21 protein-coding genes are annotated in these 20,621 nt (G+C 68.6%); 7 read left to right on the forward strand and 14 right to left on the reverse strand.

Translation table 11 applies throughout. From position 1 onward, the window contains the following. Window positions 1-48 precede the first annotated feature (48 nt). The 4 genes from manA to QN239_RS24985 all read right to left on the reverse strand — a co-directional run bounded on the left by manA (window position 49) and on the right by QN239_RS24985 (window position 4,380). Window positions 49-1,281: a mannose-6-phosphate isomerase, class I gene (gene manA / locus QN239_RS24970; protein ID WP_499014495.1), complete on the reverse strand. Its 1,233-nt coding sequence runs from the start codon at window positions 1,279-1,281 to the stop codon at window positions 49-51. Window positions 1,282-1,320: 39 nt separating this feature from the next. Continuing rightward, window positions 1,321-2,400 carry a TobH protein gene (locus QN239_RS24975; RefSeq protein WP_499014496.1) on the reverse strand — a complete coding sequence of 360 codons (1,080 nt, stop codon included), beginning with the start codon at window positions 2,398-2,400 and terminating at the stop codon, window positions 1,321-1,323. Beyond that, window positions 2,397-3,836: a phosphomannomutase/phosphoglucomutase gene (locus QN239_RS24980; protein WP_499014498.1), complete on the reverse strand. Its 1,440-nt coding sequence runs from the start codon at window positions 3,834-3,836 to the stop codon at window positions 2,397-2,399. The genes QN239_RS24975 and QN239_RS24980 overlap by 4 nt, the downstream gene beginning before the upstream one ends. Window positions 3,837-3,945: 109 nt before the next feature. Next, complete coding sequence (locus tag QN239_RS24985) at window positions 3,946-4,380, reverse strand: DUF3499 domain-containing protein (protein WP_090356282.1); 435 nt, start codon at window positions 4,378-4,380, stop codon at window positions 3,946-3,948. Between the two features lie 131 nt (window positions 4,381-4,511). Between QN239_RS24985 and QN239_RS24990 the strand changes: the two genes are divergently transcribed. Then, window positions 4,512-4,934 carry a metallopeptidase family protein gene (locus tag QN239_RS24990; RefSeq protein WP_499016957.1) on the forward strand — a complete coding sequence of 141 codons (423 nt, stop codon included), beginning with the start codon at window positions 4,512-4,514 and terminating at the stop codon, window positions 4,932-4,934. Window positions 4,935-5,050: 116 nt separating this feature from the next. On the opposite strand, the gene QN239_RS24995 is transcribed toward QN239_RS24990, so the two are convergent. Continuing rightward, entirely contained in the window at window positions 5,051-5,302 is a 252-nt protein-coding gene (locus QN239_RS24995; protein WP_170847195.1) for a WhiB family transcriptional regulator, read from the reverse strand. Between the two features lie 482 nt (window positions 5,303-5,784). On the opposite strand from QN239_RS24995, the gene cofD reads away from it, so the two are divergent. The 3 genes from cofD to QN239_RS25010 are packed head-to-tail and all read left to right on the forward strand — an operon-like array spanning window position 5,785 to window position 8,683. After that, window positions 5,785-6,795 (forward strand): 2-phospho-L-lactate transferase, encoded by a 1,011-nt coding sequence (gene cofD, locus QN239_RS25000; protein WP_499014500.1) that lies wholly within the window; start codon window positions 5,785-5,787, stop codon window positions 6,793-6,795. Between the two features lie 5 nt (window positions 6,796-6,800). Next, on the forward strand, window positions 6,801-8,147 hold the full coding sequence (locus QN239_RS25005) for a coenzyme F420-0:L-glutamate ligase (protein WP_499014502.1): 1,347 nt from the start codon (window positions 6,801-6,803) through the stop codon (window positions 8,145-8,147). Then, window positions 8,144-8,683: an NUDIX hydrolase gene (locus tag QN239_RS25010; protein WP_499014504.1), complete on the forward strand. Its 540-nt coding sequence runs from the start codon at window positions 8,144-8,146 to the stop codon at window positions 8,681-8,683. Before QN239_RS25005 ends, QN239_RS25010 begins: the two co-directional genes overlap by 4 nt. A 4-nt stretch (window positions 8,684-8,687) precedes the next feature. Here QN239_RS25010 and manB read toward each other — a convergent pair whose 3' ends face one another. From manB to QN239_RS25025, 3 genes are all read right to left on the reverse strand, one after another. Then, window positions 8,688-9,764 (reverse strand): mannose-1-phosphate guanylyltransferase ManB, encoded by a 1,077-nt coding sequence (gene manB, locus QN239_RS25015; RefSeq protein WP_499014505.1) that lies wholly within the window; start codon window positions 9,762-9,764, stop codon window positions 8,688-8,690. Between the two features lie 14 nt (window positions 9,765-9,778). After that, entirely contained in the window at window positions 9,779-10,699 is a 921-nt protein-coding gene (locus QN239_RS25020) for a glycosyltransferase family 2 protein (RefSeq protein ID WP_499014507.1), read from the reverse strand. Window positions 10,700-10,778: 79 nt separating this feature from the next. Then, window positions 10,779-11,831: an endo-1,4-beta-xylanase gene (locus tag QN239_RS25025; protein ID WP_187098597.1), complete on the reverse strand. Its 1,053-nt coding sequence runs from the start codon at window positions 11,829-11,831 to the stop codon at window positions 10,779-10,781. A 207-nt stretch (window positions 11,832-12,038) separates the two neighbouring features. Here QN239_RS25025 and QN239_RS25030 point away from each other — a divergent pair, with 207 nt between their 5' ends. Then, window positions 12,039-13,511 (forward strand): LCP family protein, encoded by a 1,473-nt coding sequence (locus QN239_RS25030; protein WP_499016959.1) that lies wholly within the window; start codon window positions 12,039-12,041, stop codon window positions 13,509-13,511. A 1-nt stretch (window position 13,512) separates the two neighbouring features. Next, a complete protein-coding gene (locus QN239_RS25035; RefSeq protein ID WP_499014508.1) occupies window positions 13,513-14,223 on the forward strand; it encodes a TIGR03089 family protein in 711 nt (236 codons plus the stop codon). A gap of 16 nt (window positions 14,224-14,239) precedes the next feature. Here the strand turns inward: QN239_RS25035 and QN239_RS25040 are convergent, their stop codons facing one another. Genes QN239_RS25040 through QN239_RS25050 form a run of 3 tightly spaced genes read right to left on the reverse strand, consistent with a single transcriptional unit; the run spans window position 14,240 to window position 17,224 of the window. Continuing rightward, the gene (locus tag QN239_RS25040) at window positions 14,240-15,397 is read right to left on the reverse strand and encodes an acyl-CoA dehydrogenase (protein WP_090355857.1); all 1,158 of its coding nucleotides are present in this window, start codon (window positions 15,395-15,397) and stop codon (window positions 14,240-14,242) included. 47 nt (window positions 15,398-15,444) lie between these two features. Next, window positions 15,445-15,972 carry a 5-(carboxyamino)imidazole ribonucleotide mutase gene (gene purE / locus QN239_RS25045; protein WP_090355860.1) on the reverse strand — a complete coding sequence of 176 codons (528 nt, stop codon included), beginning with the start codon at window positions 15,970-15,972 and terminating at the stop codon, window positions 15,445-15,447. Then, window positions 15,965-17,224: a 5-(carboxyamino)imidazole ribonucleotide synthase gene (locus tag QN239_RS25050; protein WP_267290638.1), complete on the reverse strand. Its 1,260-nt coding sequence runs from the start codon at window positions 17,222-17,224 to the stop codon at window positions 15,965-15,967. The genes purE and QN239_RS25050 overlap by 8 nt, the downstream gene beginning before the upstream one ends. 86 nt (window positions 17,225-17,310) lie before the next feature. Between QN239_RS25050 and QN239_RS25055 the strand changes: the two genes are divergently transcribed. Then, window positions 17,311-17,997: a GtrA family protein gene (locus QN239_RS25055; protein ID WP_267290284.1), complete on the forward strand. Its 687-nt coding sequence runs from the start codon at window positions 17,311-17,313 to the stop codon at window positions 17,995-17,997. Here QN239_RS25055 and QN239_RS25060 read toward each other — a convergent pair. Genes QN239_RS25060 through QN239_RS25070 form a run of 3 tightly spaced genes read right to left on the reverse strand, consistent with a single transcriptional unit; the run spans window position 17,952 to window position 20,564 of the window. Further along, window positions 17,952-18,470 (reverse strand): PH domain-containing protein, encoded by a 519-nt coding sequence (locus QN239_RS25060; RefSeq protein WP_499014511.1) that lies wholly within the window; start codon window positions 18,468-18,470, stop codon window positions 17,952-17,954. The genes QN239_RS25055 and QN239_RS25060 overlap by 46 nt on opposite strands. A gap of 10 nt (window positions 18,471-18,480) precedes the next feature. Next, window positions 18,481-19,296 (reverse strand): biotin--[acetyl-CoA-carboxylase] ligase, encoded by an 816-nt coding sequence (locus QN239_RS25065; RefSeq protein ID WP_499014512.1) that lies wholly within the window; start codon window positions 19,294-19,296, stop codon window positions 18,481-18,483. Next, window positions 19,293-20,564: a lipase family protein gene (locus QN239_RS25070; protein WP_499014514.1), complete on the reverse strand. Its 1,272-nt coding sequence runs from the start codon at window positions 20,562-20,564 to the stop codon at window positions 19,293-19,295. Before QN239_RS25070 ends, QN239_RS25065 begins: the two co-directional genes overlap by 4 nt. Between the last annotated feature and the right edge of the window lie 57 nt (window positions 20,565-20,621).

Below are 20,621 nucleotides of genomic sequence, written 5' to 3' on the forward strand. Positions count from 1 at the left end.
CGGCGGTCAATGCCATTGTGGACGCCATTGTCGTCGCCATTGCCGTCCTCACCGGGGGATTCCCACCGTCGAACGGAACAGTGCGGTGGGCACCTCGGCCACCACTCGGATCGGACCGTCGTCGGCCGAAACCCACGCAGCACTGCCCTGTTCGAGTTTCACCGAATCGGATCCGGTGCTCACGACGGCCGCACCTCGCGAACACAACAGGATCTGCGGCCCGTCATGGTGGGATGTCACCTCGACCTCCCGACTGAGGTCCTCGCCGTCGAATGACAGCACCGACACCGCGAACTCCTCGGCGGGTGTGACGTAGTCACGTTCGAACCCGTCGTGGCGGACCGGCGGCAGCAGACGCTCCTCGGTCACCGGCTCGAAGTCCAGCACCCGCAACAGCTCCGGTACGTCGACGTGCTTGGGCGTGAGGCCACCACGTAACACGTTGTCGGAGTTGGCCATCACCTCCACCCCCACCCCGCGCAGGTAGGCGTGCAGATTGCCGGCCGCGAGATAGATCGCCTGACCCGGCTCCAGGTGCACCCGGTTGAGCAGCATCGAGGCCAGCACACCGGCGTCACCGGGGTACCGCTCGCCGAGTTCGAGCAGGGCCTTGGCCACCGGCGCGAATTCCGTTGCACCAGAACGCACATAATTGATGGCACCGTCGATGACGGCAGGAACCAGGACATCGAGGTCGGGTTGCGGCGCAGTGATCCACGTGGTGAACAGCGCCCGCAGCCCGTCGGCGTCCGACTGGTCCTTCAGCAGCTCGATGTACGGTTCGAGGTCAGGGACCGCCAGCGCCCGCATGAGTTCCACTGTGCGTGCGACCGGACGGAATCCGGCCAAGGCCTCGAATGGTTCGAGCGCGACGATCAATTCCGGCTTGTGGCTGCGATCCCGGTAATTGCGCACCGCCGACGACAGCGGCACACCGTGGCGGTCCTCACGCTCGAAACCCTCGATCGCCTGCTTCGTGCTCGGGTGCGCCTGAAGTGACAACGGCTCGTCGGCCGCGAGCACTTTGACCAGGAAGGGCAGGGCGTCTCCGAACCGGGCGCGTACCACCGAGCCGAGCTGACCCTCGGGGTCGGCGGCGATCACCTCCAGCAGAGATCGTTGGCCCTCGGGGTATTCCACCCACGCCGGATCAGCCGGGTGCGCGCCGAGCCACAACTCTGCCTCTGGATGCGCGGTGGGCGCCGGACGACCCGTGAACTCGGCGATCGCCGTCCGCGACCCCCACGCGTAGGTCCGTATCGCTCCGCGTATCAACTGCACTTGGTCCTCGGCCCTTCCGTATTCGTACCTGCGGCCTTCTCAGCCCCGTGTGAGTCGAAGATAAACAGCAGCCATCTCCAGTCGCACCGCCAATGTCGCCAACTGCTGCTCGGGCCGGCCGGGGTCGACGGGCGCCGCGAAAGCATCGGGTACGTCCTGCGCACCCACCAGGGCGAGGTCGGGGTGGTGACCGCCGACGCGGGCCGTCACCGCGGCCCGTTCGGCGGCCAGCGTCAACACCAGCACCCGCCAGCGGTCTGGCAGCGGTCCGTCCAGTTCCTCGTCGTGAAAGAGCGCCGCCATGTCGTCGGGGGCGGTGGCGACGCCGGCACCCGAGTGCAGTGCGGCCAGGGCGTCGGACAATCCGGCCGCGGCGATCACCCGGTGCCCCACCCGCAGCAGGACGGCGCTGACATGGCGGGCCAGCACCAGCGTGGCGGGATTGTCGCCCGTGAGCACCGTATTGCGGTCGGCCAGGCGGTCGGCCAGCGTTTTGGCGGCGTTGGTGAAGACCTCGCGGCCGGCGCTGTTGCGCAACGCCTCGGCGTCGAGCTCGTCGGCCAGAGCCGTCAGGTCGATCTGCACCGCAGGGTCGATGTGGTGCAGTGTCGCCAGGCCCACGGCCAGATAACGGCACAGGCCGAACTCCGGGGGCACCCACAACCGCGGCTCGAGCACGACTGCCCGGCCCCCCGCCGCCTCGCCGAGTGGCCCCTCGTACGGTGCGGCCAGCACCACCCGCGCACCCCGCCGGACACCGGTCGACACCGCCGTGGCCAGCACCGGATCACCCGGATCGTCACCCGCGACGACGAGGACGTCCAGCGGTCCGATCCAGGGCGGCACCGCGGGAGCGATCACGATCGGTTCGGCGGCCGTCCCGGCCGAAAGGGCCGCCAGCAGGGCGCCCGCCGGCTCGGCGGCGCCGCGGCCGGCAACCCAGATCAGTGATCGTGGACGCTCGGTACCCAACCCGTCGAGCGCACCCTCTTCGACGGCCGATGCCGTCGCGCGCACCTGCGCCCCCGCCATCGATGCCGCACGCAACAGACCCTCGCGGTCGGCACCGATCAATCCCTCGGTGTCGTCGAGATCTATCGTGGCGGCCCGCGAGGTCACGGCACCGACTCGCTTTCCGGTGGCGCACCGCCGCCGTGCACCGCAGCGGCAATCAACGCGGCCACTTCCTCGACGATCTCGTCGACTTCCTCGGCCGTGCGAGCCTCGACATTGAGCCGCAGCAGCGGCTCGGTGTTGGAGGTGCGCAGGTTGAACCAACGGCCGTCACCGATGTCGACGGTGACCCCGTCGAGATGGTCGATCGAATTGATGCGGCTACCGAAGGCGGTGAGCACCGACTCGACGACGGCGGGAGCATCGCTGACGGTGAAGTTGATCTCCCCGGACGCCTCGTAGCGCTGGTAGTCGGCCATCAGTTCCGACAACGGGCGCTGCTGCTCCCCCAGCGCGGCGAGCACATGCAGGGCCGCCAGCATCCCGGAGTCGGCACCCCAGAAGTCCCGGAAGTAATAGTGCGCCGAGTGCTCGCCGCCGAAAATGGCGCCGGTGTCGGCCATCAGCGCCTTGATGTAGGAGTGCCCGACGCGGGAGCGCACCGCGGTGCCGCCGCGTTCGACGATCAGCTCGGGGACCGCGCGCGAGGTGATGAGGTTGTAGATGACCGTCGCACCGATCTCACGGCCGAGCTCGCGACCGGCGACCAGCGCGGTCACCGCCGACGGCGATACGGCGGCGCCTCTTTCGTCGACCACGAAACACCGGTCCGCGTCACCGTCGAAAGCCAGTCCGATGTCGGCCCCGGTGGCGAGGACATGTGCCTGCAGATCGACCAGGTTGGCCGGGTCCAGCGGGTTGGCTTCATGGTTCGGGAAGGTGCCGTCGAGTTCGAAGAACAGCGGCAGCACCGTCACGCCGGGGATCGCGCCGAGCACCGCCGGTGTGGTGTGGCCACCCATGCCGTTACCCGCGTCGACCGCGACACGCAGCGGGCGAAGTTCGGACAGGTCGACCAACGACCGCAGGAACGCGCCGTAATCGGCGAGGACGTCGCGGTCGGTCACCGTGCCCGGCTGCCCGTCGTATCCGGGTACGCCGTCGATGACCTCGGCGCTGATGGTGGCCAGCCCGGTGTCTTTCCCGACCGGCTTGGCGCCGGCCCGGCACAGCTTGATGCCGTTGTAGGCAGCCGGGTTGTGACTGGCGGTGAACATGGCGCCGGGGCAGTCCAGCAGTCCGGACGCGAAGTACAGCTGATCGGTCGAGGCCAGCCCGATCCGGACCACGTCCAGACCCTGCGCCGTGACACCTTCGGCGAACGCATCGGCCAGCGACGGTGAGCTACTGCGCATATCGTGGCCGATCACCACCTGGGTGACGGGTCGCTTCAGCCCGCCGGATCCGGCCTCGTCGCGCATCAGCCTGGCGAAGGCACCGCCGACATCGCGGACGAACGCCTCGTCGATCTGCTCACCCACCAGCCCGCGGACGTCATAGGCCTTGATCACAGCGTTGACTGCGGCGGCGGGCCGAGGCATGGCTGTCCTCGCTCTCTGGATCGACCGGACGTGGGAAAAGATGACTCGGCAGCCAGCCTAGTGGCTCACGAATTCCGCCGCCGGAGGTCCCGCCACCCAGCTGAATGTTCTATTCGGTACCGGTGTCGGGCGGGTCGGGTAACACCCGCAAATGCCCGCGCCGGCGGCCGTTGGATTCCGGTCGGCGCACCGGCGGGGCGATCAGCGCACCCCCCGGAAGTCCCGTCGACGGGTCCGAGAAACCGGCGGTCACGCCGTTCACCAACGAGGGCAGACCGTCGTTGCGTTCACGCACCGCGTCGGCCAGCGCCACCAGATCGTCCTCGTCGGGATGCGAGGGCAACGGTCCGGCGTGCCGGACCAGTTCCCAGCCGCGCGGTGCGGTGATACGTCCGGCGTGCACGACGCACAGATCCCACGAGTGCGGCTCCGACACGGTCGCCAGGGGTCCGACGACAGCTGTCGAGTCCGAATAGACGAAGGTCAGCGTCGCCACGGCGTAGTGCGGGCACCCGGGCCTGCAGCAGCGACGGGGAACATTCACGTTGCGAAGATTATCGTGCGGAAACGTCGCGGGCATACGGACACGCGCAGTGCGACGAGGGCCGATCTCCAACCGTTACCATCTCATCCGTGGCTCAGCGCACCCCTCGCGGATCACGCCGCGGCCGCGAAATGCGCGGGCCGTTGCTCCCGCCTACCGTGCCGGGCTGGCGCAGTCGGGCAGAGCGATTCGACATGGCCGTGCTGGAAGCCTACGAACCGATCGAGCGCCGCTGGCATGACCGGGTGGTCACCCTCGATGTGGCGGTCGACGAGATTCCCCGCATCGCACCGAAGGATCCCGAGAGCGTGCAGTGGCCCCCAGAGGTGGTCGCTGACGGTCCCATCGCCCTGGCGCGCCTGATCCCCGCCGGCGTGGATGTGCGCGGCAACTCCACCCGCGCGCGAATTGTGTTGTTCCGCAAGCCGATAGAACGCCGCGCCAAAGACAGGGACGAGCTGTCGGATCTTCTTCATGAGGTACTGGTGGCCCAGGTGGCCACCTATCTGGGTGTCGAACCGTCGGTCATCGATCCCTCGATCGACGACGACTAGCCCGCAACGCAGAACGGCTCAGCCGTGAGGCCGAGCCGTTCTGAATCCCCGGGTCGCTACGCTCCTGCCCGCCGGACCTGATCCCCGGGTCGCTACGCTCGCGCCCGCCGGACCTGTCAGATGATGCCGCGCTTGAGGCGGCGCCGTTCTCGTTCTGACAAGCCACCCCAGATACCGAACCGCTCATCGTTGGCCAGTGCGTACTCCAGGCAACGGTCGCGCACCTCACAGCCCAAGCAGATGCGCTTGGCCTCCCGAGTGGAGCCGCCCTTCTCCGGGAAGAAGGCCTCAGGGTCGGTTTGCGCGCACAAGGCACGCTCCTGCCACTGATCGTCTTCCTCATCGGTCGCGGCCGCATCGAAATCCATCCGTTCCGGCACCAAACTCAACTGCGGGCGCCCGGGCACCTCGAATGACACCGGGTCGGTAGTGGTGTGCGGTTCGTTGTCCACTGAACCGAGCAGCCGGTTGTCGAACCGGAGCACGCGGTCGAAATCGACCTGCTCAAAAGACATGTTCCGCCTCCTCACCTGATTAATAGTCCCCATATTGGAGCTCTACGGAGCTCCTGTCCCGCCAACACTATTGTGGTGTAAGGCCATCCCAGATACGCTCACCCTCGAACACATTCGAACAAGTGATCGAATCTTGGTCTGCGACACCGGAACCGGGGTGCAACCGCGAAATGACACTGATGTGATTAGACACTTGTTAGCTGCCAGGGTCAAGCGGTAGGGCCTGTTTTCATACCATCTCGTGACATAGATCCGGCGTGTCACTGCACCGGCGTGTTCGCCACACCCCGGCGCGATGTCCGCCACACAGGCCCGCTGGCCTAGGGTCTGAAGACGTGAAGGTCACCGTTTTGGTCGGCGGCGTGGGTGGCGCCCGGTTCCTGCTCGGAGTGCAGCACCTGCTGGGGCTGGGCCAGTTTGCCAACCAAACGAGCCAGGATCCCCCGTCATCCGGCGGCCCCGCCGATCACGAGCTGACGGCCGTCGTCAACGTGGGCGATGACGCGTGGATGTTCGGCGTGCGCATCTGTCCGGACCTCGATACCTGCATGTACACCCTCGGCGGCGGCATCGACCCGGAGCGCGGCTGGGGCCATCGCAACGAAACCTGGCACGCCAAGGAGGAACTCGCCGCCTACGGGGTACAGCCCGACTGGTTCGGCCTCGGCGACCGGGATCTGGCCACCCATCTGGTGCGCACCCAGATGCTGCGTGCCGGGTATCCGCTGTCCCAGGTGACCGAGGCACTGTGCGATCGGTGGTCGCCCGGCGCCCGGCTGCTGCCCGTCAGCGATGACCGCAGCGAGACGCACGTGGTGGTCACCGATCCCGAGGGGGAACGTCGTGCCATCCACTTCCAGGAATGGTGGGTGCGCTACCGGGCCCAGATACCCACTCACAGCTTCGCGTTCGTCGGCTCCGACAAGGCAACGGCCGCACCCGGAGTGCTCGACGCCATCGCCGGTGCCGATATCGTACTGCTCGCCCCGTCGAATCCGGTGGTGAGCATCGGGACCATCCTCGCCGTTCCCGGCATCCGCGGGGCGCTGCGCTCCACCGCCGCACCGGTGATCGGCTACTCCCCCATCGTCGCCGGAAAGCCGTTGCGCGGCATGGCCGACGAATGTCTGCGCGTGATCGGTGTCGAATCCTCTTCCCAGGCAGTCGGAAACCACTTCGGCGCCCGCAGCGGGACCGGCATCCTGGACGGCTGGCTGGTCGACGAGGGCGACACCGCCGCGATCGACGGTGTGAAGGTGCGCCAAGCTCCGCTGTTGATGACCGATCCGGCCGCCACCGCCGAGATGGTGCGCGCGGGAATCCGGTTGGCGGGCCTGAGTCTGTGAGTGACGTGACGAGCACCGACCACGGCACCTCGAAAGCCATCGAGATCATCCCGGTCCTCGGCCTCGGCGAGTTCCGGCCGGGTGATGACGTGTCCGCGGCCATCGCGGCGGCCGCCGACTGGTTGCGCGATGACGACGTCGTCGTGGTCACCAGCAAGGTGCTGTCCAAGGCCGAAGGCCGCATCGTCGCCGCACCCACCGATCCCGAGCAACGGGACGCCTTGCGGCGCAAGCTCATCGACGACGAAGCCGTCCGCGTGCTGGCCCGCAAGGGCCGAACCCTGATCACCGAGAACGCCTTCGGGCTCATCCAGGCCGCCGCCGGGGTGGACGGTTCCAATGTCGACGGCGCCGAACTCGCGCTCCTGCCGGTCGATCCGGACCGCAGCGCGGCCGCGGTACGCGACGGACTGGCGCAGCGCCTCGGAGTCCGGGTCGGCGTGGTGGTCACCGACACCATGGGCCGGGCCTGGCGCAACGGTCAGACCGATGTGGCGATCGGCGCCGCCGGACTGACCGTGCTGCACGGCTACGGCGGCTCACACGACAGCTTCGGCAATGAACTGGTCGTCACCGAAATCGCCGTCGCCGACGAACTCGCCGCGGCCGCGGACCTGGTCAAAGGCAAGCTCACCGGGATACCCGTCGCCGTGGTCCGCGGACTGACACTGCACGACAACGGCACCGGGGGCCGCACCCTGGTCCGCAGCGGCGAGGACGATCTGTTCTGGCTCGGCACCGCCGAGGCGATCGAACTGGGCCGCACCCAGGCGCAGCTGCTGCGCCGATCCGTTCGCGCATTCCGGCCCGACCCGGTCGATCCGGCACTCATCGAAGCCGCGGTGGCCGAGGCGCTGACCGCCCCCGCCCCGCACCACACCCGTCCCGTTCGGTTCGTCTGGTTGCGCGACCCCGCCACGCGCGCCGAACTGCTGGACGCGATGAAGCGCCGGTGGGAAGCCGACCTGAGCGGCGACGGCCGCACCGCCGAGGAGGTGGCCCGTCGCGTGAACCGTGGCCGGATCCTCTACGACGCCCCCGAGATCGTCATCCCGTTCATGGTTCCCGACGGGGCGCACCACTATCCGGACCCGGCGCGCACGGCCGCCGAACACACCATGTTCACCGTCGCCGCCGGCGCGGCGGTGCAGGGCCTGCTGGTGGCCCTGGCCGCGCGGACGGTCGGCAGCTGCTGGATCGGGTCGACCATCTTCGCCGCCGATACCGTGCGCCACCAGCTGGGCCTACCCGATGACTGGGAACCGTTGGGCGCCATCGCAATCGGGTTCCCGCCCGAACCGCTGACACCGCGTGAGCCGGCCAGCACCGACGGTCTGCTGGTACGTCGATGACCTTGCATTCCTCGGTGCTGGAGGCGCTGACGCGCTGGGCGGCACCGAATCCCGAGCAGGATGCGCTGCGGCACGCGGTGCTGGCCTTCGTGCTGGCCCGGCCCGATGCCTGCCGTCGCGCCTGCGTACCCGGCCACATCACCGCATCGGCGTTGGTCCTCGATCACACCGGCACCCAGGCCCTGCTGACCCTGCACCCGCGGATCGGGCGCTGGCTGCAACTCGGCGGGCACTGCGAGGACGAGGACTCCGACATCGCCGCCGCGGCGCTTCGCGAAGCCACCGAGGAGTCCGGTATCACCGGCCTGCGGCTGGATCCCGAACTGGCCGCGATCCACGTCCACCCGTTGACCTGCTCGCTCGGTGTGCCGACCCGCCACCTCGATCTGCAATTCGTGGCACACGCCCCGGCCGGCGCCGAAATAGCGTGCAGCGACGAGTCACTCGATCTGCGGTGGTGGCCGCTGGCCGCGCTGCCCGAGGGCGACCCGGCGCTGCACGCACTCGGCGCCGCGGCGGCCCGTCGATCGGCCTGAGGACTCAGACGTCCGAGGAATACCGGATGCCGCCGTCCGGAATGGTCACACCCGGCCACACCCGCGCGCCGCGCAGCAATTCACACCGCGCACCGATATCGGCACCGTCGCCGATCACCCCGTCACGGATGAGCGCACGGGGCCCGATCCTCGCACCGAAACCGATGATGGAGCGTTCGATCACCGCGCCGGCGTCCACCCGGACGCCGTCGAAGATCACCGCGCCGTCCAACCGCGCACCCGCACCGATCTCGGCACCCCGGCCCACCACGGTGCCGCCGATCAGCACGGCACCCGGGGACACCGAGGCGCCGTCGTGCACCAGCGACTCACCGCGAGCATGCGTCAGCGCCGGGGACGGGGCGATACCGCGGACCAGGTCGGACGAGCCACGCACGAAATCGTCGGGCGTACCCATATCGCGCCAGTACGAGTTGTCGACGTATCCGCACACCTTGCGGCCGTCGGCCAGCAGCCCCGGAAACACCTCGCGTTCCACCGAGACCGGACGGCCCTTCGGCAGCGCGTCGACGATCTCGCGCCGGAAGACATAACAGCCCGCGTTGATCTGGTCCGTCGGCGGATCCTCGGTCTTCTCCAGGAACGCGGTCACCCTGCCGACGGTGTCGGTGGGGACGCAGCCGAACGCGCGAGGGTCACTGACCCGGACCAGGTGCAGGGTGACGTCGGCCTGATTCTCTTCGTGCGAGGCCAACAGCGCGCCCAGATCGGCGCCGGAGAGGACGTCGCCGTTGAACACGAGCACGGTGTCATGACGCAGCTTGGAGGCGACGTTGGCGATACCGCCGCCGGTCCCGAGCGCCTCGGTCTCGACCACGTACTCGATCTGCAGACCCAGTTTGGAACCGTCACCGAACTCGGCCTCGAACACCTCGGCCTTGTACGAGGTCCCCAGGACGACATGTTCGATCCCGGCCGCCGCGATACGCGAGAGCAGGTGGGTGAGGAACGGCAGGCCGGCGGTGGGCAGCATCGGTTTGGGCGCGGACAGCGTCAGCGGGCGCAGCCGGGTGCCCTGGCCGCCGACCAGCACGACGGCGTCCACCTTCTTGGGATCCACAGGAGCATTCAACGTCAGCGTGGTCCTTTCGCCTGCCGGCGCCGTGAGCGACGCACCACCGCGCCGGACCGGGCGGTCAGCGCGGCCTTAATCGTCCAACGTAGCGGCGCCTGCCACCAATCGGGGTAGCGATCGGCGAGAAAGGTGTAGGTACTCCGGTGGTGCGCGGCCAGGTTGCGCGCGGGGTCGCGCCCGGTGGAATGACCCTTGTCGTGCAGCACCTCGGCGGCCGGCACGTAGACGTTGTCCCAACCGGCCTTGGCCAGGCGATTCCCGAGGTCCACATCTTCCATGTACATGAAGTAGCGCTCGTCGAACCCGGCGATGGCGTCGAACGCGGAGCGCTTGAGCAGCAGGCAGGAGCCGGAAAGCCAGCCGACCACCCGCTCGCTGGGCGCCAGGTTCTCCTGGCGGTAGGCCGCGCTCCAGGGATTGGATTTCCACACCGAGCCCACCACGGCGTGCATGCCGCCCCGGATCAGGCTCGGCTGCAGCCGTGCCGAGGGGTACACCGTGCCGTCCGGGTCACGGATCAGCGGCCCGAGCGCACCGGCGCCGGGCCACCGCCCGGCCGCCTCGATCAGCGCGTCGATGCTGCCCGGACCCCACTGCACATCCGGATTGGCCACCACGAAGTACTCCGCGTCGCTGTCGGCCAGGTAGCGCTGCACCGCCATGTTGACGGCACTGCCGTAGCCGAGATTCGCGCCGGTCCGCAGCAGGTGCACCTCGGGATGGTTCGCCACCGCGGCCTCCGGTGCGCCGTCGGTCGAACCGTTGTCCGCCATCACCACGGTGACCGGCAGTTCGGTGGCGTGCGGAAGTGTCGCCAGGAAGCGCTCCAGGTGCGCTCCCGGCGAGTACGTCACCGTCACGACGGTCAGTCGGCCGATCCGTGGGGTGCCCGGCTCGGGGTTCGACCGATCGTCTGTCACGGCGTCGAGGGTATCGACGTGCCGGCGCCCGGAAGCCTGCGGGGCCGCCCCCTGCCGCGCGATCCGCACTCGGTCCCGACTAGCGGGCGAGGACGCTGGCGGTGAACTTCGGCTGCCAGTCCGTCGTCAGCAGTGCACCGAAATTCGCTTCGCGGTCACCGCGATTGGAGCTGTCGTTGTCGCGGATGCTGTAGATGAACGCGGGCCCGACGTAACCCAGACCGGCCGCGGCGGCCAACACATCGGTGATCTGCTTGGCCTGCTCCTGCTGGCTCACGCCCTCGGCGGTGTCACTGGTCGGCGCGCCGAGCTCGGTGAACCAGATCTTCTTGCCGCCGTCACCGGCACCGGTCATCACATCGTGCATCAAGCCGACCTCGGACCACCCGCCCTCGGGGTCGGCCGCGATACCGCCCGGCGTCACATAGGGGTGCGCCGCGGCGGCATCGAACGATCCCTGGACACCCGCGGCGTACAGCTGCTTGAGGAAGTTCGACGGAGACTCCGGGCCGGGCTGGCGACTGAGACCGGACATCACCACCGTGGCGCCGGGGTTGGCGGCCTTGATGGCCGGGTACGCGGCCTTGAGCATCCCGGCGTAGACGGCAGCCCGGTTCTGGGTGAAGCCCATGAACAGCGGCAGGTTCGGCTCGTTCCAGACCTGCCAGGCCTGAATCCGGCCGGCGTAGCGTTGCACCGCCTTGCCGGCGAAGTCCGCGAACTGGGAGGCGTCGGCCGGCGGCACCGACGGGAGCAGCGAGTTGAGTGCCTGCGGGCGTGCCCACGGCGGGGTGTAGAGCAGGACGCCCAGCACCCGCAGACCCTTGGCGGTGGCGGTGTTCACCGCGTTGTCCAGGTAGGCCCAGTTGTACTGGCCCCTGGTCTTCTCGATCGTGCTCCAGTCGACGGCGACGCGGTACCAGGAGGCACCCGTGCGCGCGACGGCATCGAGCTCGCGATTGGTGTCCTCGAACGGCTCGTAGGTCGGCGCTGCGCCCTGCCCGAACCCGTAACCGTCGGCCGGTGCGACGACTCCGGCATGCGACACCGCCGGCCCGACGGACACGAATGACGCGACCAGCGCTGCGATCAAAACAGCACGTCGCGCGGTATGTCCCAGGGTTCTCAGCATAAACGGCATGTTATCGCACCCTCGTTTCGGTGAAATTGACACGCAGTCGACAGGGGGTCGACAGGGTATTGCCAGCTTCAGCCGGTTATCGGCGCCGAGAGCCCCGGTGTTACCCGCTCCCTGGAAGATCGGCAAAGTACTGCCACGCCGATCGGGCTAACGGGTACCGACGCCCGATCCCAGTAGCCTGTCGGGGTGCCCCGCCGAATGCTCCAGATCGCTGCTGCCGTGGTCGCCTCGACCGTCGTCGCAGGCACCGGCTTCGCGTGGACCACCATCCGCTCGTTCGAAGACGGCATCAACCACGTGAACTCGGCGGCCCTCGGTGGTGGTGGCGACGACGGCGCGATCGACATCCTGCTCGTCGGACTCGACAGCCGCACCGATGCGCACGGCAACCCCCTGTCCCCCGAGGAACTAGCCACCCTGCGCGCCGGTGACGACGTGTCGACCAACACCGACACCATCATCCTGGTCCGCATCCCCAACAACGGGAAGTCGGCGACCGCCATCTCGATTCCCCGCGACTCCTACGTCGATGCGCCCGGCCTGGGCAAGATGAAGATCAACGGTGTGTACGGCTCGGTGCACCTGGAGAAGATGAAGGAACTCGTCGAGCAGCAGGGCGAGGACCCCGCCACCGCGGAGCCCAAGGCCACCGAGGCGGGCCGCGAGGAACTCATCAAGACCGTCGCCAAGCTCACCGGCGTCACCGTCGACCACTACGCCGAGATCGGGCTGCTCGGCTTCGCGCTCATCACCGATGCCCTCGGCGGCGTCAACGTCTGCCTCAAAGACGCCGTGTACGAGCCGCTCTCCGGTGCGGACTTCCCCGCAGGCTGGCAGAAGCTCAACGGTCCGCAGGCCTTGAGCTTCGTCCGGCAGCGCCATGACCTGCCGCGCGGCGACCTGGACCGGGTGACCCGCCAGCAGTCGGTGATGGCATCGCTGGCCCACGAGGTGATCTCCAGCAAGACGCTGTCGAGCCCCTCCACGCTGAACCGGCTGCAGGACGCGGTGCAGCGCTCGGTGGTGCTGTCCGACGGCTGGGACATCATGGATTTCGTCCAACAGCTGCAGAAGCTGGCGGCCGGCTCCGTCGCTTTCGCGACCATCCCGATCCTGCAGGAGGACGGGTGGAGCGATGACGGCACCCAGAGCGTGGTCCGGGTCGACCCGACACAGGTCCGCGACTGGGTGGAAGGGTTGCTCAACGACCAGGCCCAGGGCAAGACCGAGGAGCTGAGCTACTCGCGGGAGAAGACGACCGCCGATGTCGTCAACGACACCGACATCAACGGGCTGGCCTCATCCGTGTCCGAGGTGCTCACCGGCAAGGGCTTCACCGCCGGCGCGGTGGGCAACAACGAGGGTGCGCACGTCACCAACAGCCAGATTCAGGCCGCCAAGGTTGATGACCTTGGGGCACAGGCGATTTCGAAAGAGCTGGGCAACCTGCCGGTCATCGAGGACGCCACTTTGGCGCCCGGCACGGTGCGCGTGGTGCTGTCCTCGGACTACACCGGACCGGGTTCGGGCCTGCAGGGGCCCACCGGCCTGTCCGGAGACTCCGCCGTCGTATCGCAAAGCTCGGGCGACGTGTCGGACTCCACCGACGCGCCCCCGCCGCCGTCGCCGATCCTCACCGCGGGTTCCAACGACCCGGCCTGTGTCAACTGATATGACGACAGTCAGTGCGGCACTGCTCGATCCGCTGATGCAACGCGATCCCGTCGGGCCCCGGATCACCTTCTACGACGATGCCACCGGCGAACGCATCGAACTGTCGACGGTGACGCTGGCCAACTGGGCCGCCAAGACCGCGAACCTGTTGCGCGACGAACTCGGCGCCGGGCCGGGCAGCCGGGTGGCGGTCCTGCTGCCGGCGCACTGGCAGAGCGCGGCCGTGTACTTCGGCATCTGGTGGGTCGGCGCGGAGGTCGCACTCGAGCGCACCAGTGCCGCGGAGATCGCCCTGTGCACCGCCGATCGCCTCGACGAGGCCGATGCGGCCGCGCCGATGGGTGAGATCGCCGTGCTGTCGCTGGACCCGTTCGGCAAGCCGGTACCGGATCTGGCGATCGGCCTGACCGACTACGCCACCGCGGTGCGGGTGCACGGCGATCAGATCGTGCCGGAACGCCACCCCGGGCCGGCACTGGACGGTCGCAGCGTCGACGAGGTCCTCGCCGGCGCATCGGAGAGCGCCCGGGCGCAGGGCCTCACCCCGGAGGACCGGGTGATGTCCAGCCGGCCGTGGTCCACCGCCACCGAACTGACCGACAACCTGCTGGCGGTCTTCGCCGCGGGGGCGTCGCTGGTACAGGTCGCCAACCCCGATCCGGCCGCACTGGACCGGCGCCGGCAGACCGAGAAGGTCACCCGGGGCTGATCACCCCGTCGGCGGGTCAGCGCAGCAGCTGGCGCGACATCACCACACGCTGGATCTGGTTGGTGCCCTCGTAGATCTGGGTGATCTTGGCATCGCGCATGAACCGCTCCACCGGGAAGTCCACGGTGTACCCGTACCCACCGAACAGCTGGACGGCGTTGGTGGTGACCTCCATGGCCACATCGGAGGCGAAACACTTCGACGCCGACGCCAGGAACTGCAGGTTGGACTCACCACGCTCACCGCGCGCCGCGGCCGTGTACACCATCAACCGAGCCGCTTCGATCTTCATCGCCATATCGGCGAGCATGAACTGGGTGTTCTGGAAATCGGCGATCGACTTGCCGAACTGCTTGCGTTCCTTGGTGTACGCGATCGACGCATCCAGCGCGCCCTGGGCAATACCCACGGCTTGGGCACCGATCGTCGGGCGGGTGTGATCCAGGGTGGCCAGCGCGGTCTTGAAGCCGGTACCGGGCTCGCCGATGATCCGGTCGCCCGGAATACGGCAGTTCTCGAAGTACAGCTCGGTGGTGGGCGATCCCTTGATGCCCATCTTGTGTTCCTTGTGCCCGGCCGAAAAACCTTCGTCGTCCTTATGCACGATGAACGCCGAAATCCCGTTGGCGCCCTTGTCCGGGTCGGTCACCGCCATGACGGTGTACCAGGTGGACTTGCCACCGTTGGAGATCCAGCATTTGGTGCCGTTGAGGATCCAGTCGTCACCGTCGGCCACCGCGCGGGTGCGCATCGCACCGGCATCGCTGCCGGCCTCCCGCTCGGACAACGCGTAGGAGGCGGTGGCCTCACCCGCGGCGATCGAGGGCAGCACCTTCTGCTTGAGCTCCTCGGAGCCACGCATCAACAGGCCGGTGGTGCCCAGCTTGTTGCAGATCGGGATCAGCGACGACGACGCGCACACCCGCGCGACCTCTTCGATGACGATGCACGCGGCGACCGCGTCGGCACCCTGACCGCCGTACTCCTCGGGGATGAACACGGCCGAGAAACCCGATCCGTCCAGCGCGGCCAGAGCCTCGTCGGTGTAGCGCGCCTGGGCGTCCACCTCCGCGGCGTACGGCGCGATCTCCTTCTCGCACAGCGCGCGCAGCACGGTGCGCAGCTCATTGTGCTCGTCGGACAGCTGGAACAGATCGAACGACGGGTTGTCCATCACAGGCTCCTTGCTACTCGTGGGTAACTTTAGGTGCTACGCCCGCGCTATTCCAAGCCGCCCAGTAATCGGTCGCGCAGCGCCGCATCCTTGGCCAGCACCGTCGCCTCCAGGTCGGCCTGGAACTGCTCGATCCGGGCGCGCAGCGCGGCATCGCCGGCACCCAGGATGCGCACGGCGAGCAGGCCGGCATTGCGCGCGCCGCCGATGGACACCGTCGCCACCGGCACCCCGGCCGGCATCTGCACGATCGACAGCAGCGAGTCCAGGCCGTCCAGCCGCGCCAGCGGCACCGGCACGCCGATCACCGGCAGCGGCGTCGCCGAGGCCACCATGCCGGGCAGGTGCGCGGCACCCCCGGCGCCCGCGATGATGACCTCGATCCCCCGGCCCGCCGCGGTCTGTGCGTAGTCCAGCATCCGGCCCGGTGTGCGGTGCGCCGAGACCACACCGACCTCGAACGGGATGTCGAACTCGGCCAGCGCCTCGACGGCCGCCTCCATCACCGACCAATCGCTGTCGCTGCCCATGATGACCCCGACCCGCGGACCCGCCTTGGCCCTGCCTTCAGTCATGTGAATGCCCATCCCATCCGTCCGTCCACTGTGCGTGCGACAACCAGTGCGCCGCCCGCTGAGCTCGTTCCCTCAGCCCCGCAACGTATTCCGCATTGTCGGCAGATGCCGGGCCCACCCCTGCCCCATTCGGCCCGCCGACGATGTTCACATGCCCGATCTTGCGGCCCGGCCGCTCCCCCTTGCCGTACATGTGCACCTTGGCATCGGGCATCCGGCCGAACAGGTGGTGCACCCGCTCGTCCATCGACATCTGCGGGGTCTGCGCGGCACCCAGAACATTGCCCATCACGGTGACCGGGGCCAGCGCACCGGTATCGCCGAGCGGATAGTCCAGCACGGCACGCAGGTGCTGCTCGAACTGGCTGGTGCGCGCGCCGTCCATGGTCCAGTGCCCGGAGTTGTGCGGCCGCATGGCCAACTCGTTGACCAGGATCGCGCCGTCGGTGGTCTCGAACAGTTCGACGGCCAGCACGCCGACCACCCCGAGCTCATCGGCCAGCCGCAGGCCCAGCGCCTCGGCGGCCGCGGCGGTGTCCCCGCTCAGTCCCGGCGCCGGCGCGATGACCTCGACGCAGATGCCGTCGCGCTGAACGGTCTGCACCACCGGCCACGCCGCACCCTGCCCGAACGGCGACCGAGCGACCAGCGCGGACAGCTCCCGGCGCATGGCCACGCGCTCCTCCAGCAGCACCTCGACGCCGTCGGCCAGGTATCCCTGCACCACCTCCCTGGCCTGGGCCAGGTCACGGGCCAGCACCACACCGCGGCCGTCGTATCCGCCGCGGACCGTCTTGATCACCACCGGTCCGCCGATCCGGGCGGCGAACGTGTCCACGTCGTCGACGTCCGTCACCGCCGTGTACCGCGGGATCGGGGCACCGAGCGCCTCCAGCTTGCGCCGCATCACCAGCTTGTCCTGCGCGTGGATCAGCGCCTGCGGGGGCGGTGCCACCGTGACGCCTTCGGCGACCAACTGGTCCAGCAGCGCCGTCGGGACGTGCTCGTGGTCGAAGGTCAGCGCGTCGGCACCGGCGGCCACGCGTCGCAGCGCGTCCAGGTCCGTGTGGGCGCCGAGCACCACATCCGGGCTGACCTGCGCCGCGGGCTCATCGGGCCCGGCCGAGAGCACCCGCAGGGTCTGGCCGAGCGCGATCGCCGCCTGGTGCGTCATCCGGGCCAGCTGCCCACCGCCGACCATGGCGACGACGGGTACCGAGGAGCTATCGCGAGTTCGGGGCACGGGACCTATGTTGGCATGTCCGGATGGCGGCTCTGCACCCACCGCGACCTGCGCAGGTTCACGTTGGCAACCGAGTTTCCGTAGACTCGACCCTCGTGTCCTTTGCAGATGCCACGATCGCGCGGCTTCCCAGCCCGATCCGGCCGTTCGCCGAGCGGCACCACGAGCTGATCAAATTCGCACTGGTCGGTGCGACGACGTTCGTCATCGACTCGGCGATCTTCTACACGCTGAAGCTGACGGTGCTCGAACCCAAGCCGGTGACCGCCAAGATCATCGCCGGCATCGTCGCCGTCATCGCCTCCTACATCCTGAACCGGGAGTGGAGCTTCAAGGACCGCGGCGGCCGGGAGCGGCACCACGAGGCCCTGCTGTTCTTCGCGGTCAGTGGCGTCGGCGTGCTGCTGAGCATGGCACCGCTGTGGGTGTCGAGCTACATGCTCCAGTTGCGCGTGCCCGAGGTGTCGCTGACCGTCGAGAACATCGCCGACTTCGTCTCGGCCTACGTCATCGGCAACCTGCTGCAGATGGCTTTCCGGTTCTGGGCCTTCCGGCGGTGGGTCTTCCCCGACGAGAACGCCCGCAACCCGGAGAAGACGCTGGAATCCACGCTGACCGCGGGCGGTATCGCCGAGGCGTTCGAGGACCAGCACGAGCACGGACATCTCGGCGACAGTGCGCAGAAGTCCGGCCCGACCGGCACGGTCACGCCGCTGCGGCGGTCGCGCCGCTCGGCTCAGCTGGGCGATTCCTCGGACCCCAGGGTGTCGAAGACTTCGTGATACAGCAGCGAGTGGACCTGCTCCACCCGCGGAATGTCGTGGAACTCCAGCGGGTCCTGTGACGCCGACTCGATGATCAGCGTGCCGGTGCGCAACATCCGGTCCAGCAGCCCGTGCCGGAACTCCACACTGTTGATCCGCGCCAGCGGGATATCGATCCCCGACCGGGTCAGCAGCCCGTGCCGGAACATCACCCGCCGGTCGGTGATCACGAAATGCGTTGTCCACCAGTTGAGGAACGGCCACACCGTGAGCCACCCGACGATGATCACCCACAGCGCGGCAAGCACCATCAGCACGACTCGTTTGACGGTGCCGTCCCAGTCGGAGTTCTGCACGACGGCCGCACCGAACGAGGCCAGCGCGGTGACGATCAGAAGCACCAGAGCCGGTCCGATCAACCGCTTCCAGTGCGGGTGCCGGTGCAGCACCACCCGCTCGTCACCGGCGAGCACATTGTCCGGATAACCCACGCAGACGACCTTACTGCTCGGCAGCTCCCGGAGCGGGCCGTAAATGCACAATGTCACCGGCGGCGACCGTCACCGTTGCGTCCGCCGACTCGATACACAACTGGCCGCGGTCGTCGACTCCGGTGGCGGTGCCGACGATCTCACGGTCCCCCGGCAGCAGCGCCCGGACCCGCGCGCCGATCGTGCTGCTGCGCCGCCGGTACTCGGTCAGCACACCGCCGCCCCCGCCGCGCCATTGCTCGATACGCGTGCCGAGGTGCCGAAGGACGTTGAGCACCAACTGATCACGGTCGACGGTGCCACCGGCGGCGAGCACCGAGGTCGCGCCCGGCTGATCGATCTCGTCCGCGCCGACGGTCACGTTCAGGCCGATCCCGACGACGACCGCCCGTTGCGGCGAGGCGACCTCGGCCAGGATGCCGGCGATCTTGGCCCCGTCCACGAGTACGTCGTTGGGCCACTTGAGCGAGCCGGCCACACCGACCTCGTCGAGCGCCTCGACCACGGCAACGCCCGTCAGCAGAGGCAGCAGGGCCCAGTTCTGCTCGTCGACCCCCGCGGTCGACACACCGACCGACATCGCGATCGAACCCCTCGGAACGCCCGACCACACCCGGCCGCCGCGGCCTCGTCCGGCCGTCTGATGCTCGGCCAGCAGGACAGCACCACCGATGTCCTCACCGGCGGCCGCACGGGCGACCAGGTCGGCGTTCGTGGAGCCGGTCGTCTCGACGACGTCGAGACGGCGCCACCCTGGCGTGGCCGCGGTGATCTTCGTACGCAGTGCCGTGGCATCCAGAGGAGCCCGGTGAGTATCAGCAGTCATCGACAGTCATTGTGCACGGGTCGACCGGCGAAACGGTCGAGCAGCCATTGCAACTGCGTCGCCAGGTCGACATCTGAGTGTCCCTTGCCCGGCTGGAACTCGATGGTCACCGTGCCGCCCATGGCGCAGGCTCGCGCGATCGCGGCACGCGTCCACTCCGCATCGATGTAGGCGTCCGCTCCGCCGTACCACACCGACATCGGGGCAGACAGAGCACGTTGCGGAAGTGCCCACTGCTGTAAGAACTTTCGCAACGTCGCGGCAGCTTCCGGGGTGCGTGGTGCGAACTCCGACCCGGTCAGCTTGTCCGCGACCGCAGACCTCTTCATCAGCTCCGAACCCTGACACGCGGTCAGCACCGCCCAGTCCTGCGCGGACACGCCGCTGCGGAAATCGTCCCGGTCGAGATCGGGATGGCGCCGCGCCAGCGACTCGACGATCAACGGCATGCTCAGACGCTGTTCCCGGCTGAGCGTGCCGGCCGCCGCCAAGTCGACGAATTTCGTCACGTCTGCGGCGGGTGCGGCCGCGACCGCACCGATGAGCTGCAGTTCGGGCGCATACCCGCCGGCCTGTTCATTGGCCGCCCACGCGGCGGCGCCGCCCTGCGAATGACCGAACGCGGCCCACGTGGTCGACGTCTGCCCGGGGAACGCGTGCCGCAGCGCCCGAACGGAGTCGATCATGTTCAGTCCCGCCGTGCGGGCATCCAGATAGGGGTGCACCCCCTTGACGCCCAGGCCCTCGTAATCGGCCACCGACACGGCGTAACCCCGCTCGACCAGCGGCGCCACGAAGCTCAGTGCACCCTCCAGCCACGGCGACAGGGATGGCCCGCAGGGCCCGTCGATACCGACCGTGCCATGGCCGACCGCCACCACCGGCCACCCGCCGGCAGGTGGTTCACCCAACGGTGTGAACACCGAACCGGAGACCACGGTGGGTGCGCCGGTATCCCCCGACGTGGACCGATAGACGACGCGCACCGCCCGCAGGTTCCGTCCCGCCAGGGTCTGCGTCACCGACGGCATCGTGGTGGCCGTGACCAACGAACCCGGACCCGAACCGGAGAAGTCCGCCGTCGTGACCGGCACCGGCGGACCTTGCAGCGATGAGAAGGCGTTGTAGGAGGCGTTCACGAGCCAGGTCGCCGCGGGCACCGCGAGCGGCAGCAGTTGCACACCGCCGATGACGAACGCCACCGCGGTGACGAGTGCGAGGATCGCCTTGGCCCAACCCGCCGGGCCATTCACCGACGGGCGCCACATTCCAGCCACATTACCGGAGCCGAGCGGGACGGCTCTCGTGCGATTTCAGCCGGACGA

The sequence above is a fragment of the Mycolicibacterium sp. Y3 genome, assembly GCF_051188035.1.
Taxonomy (GTDB): Bacteria; Actinomycetota; Actinomycetes; order Mycobacteriales; family Mycobacteriaceae; genus Mycobacterium; species Mycobacterium fluoranthenivorans.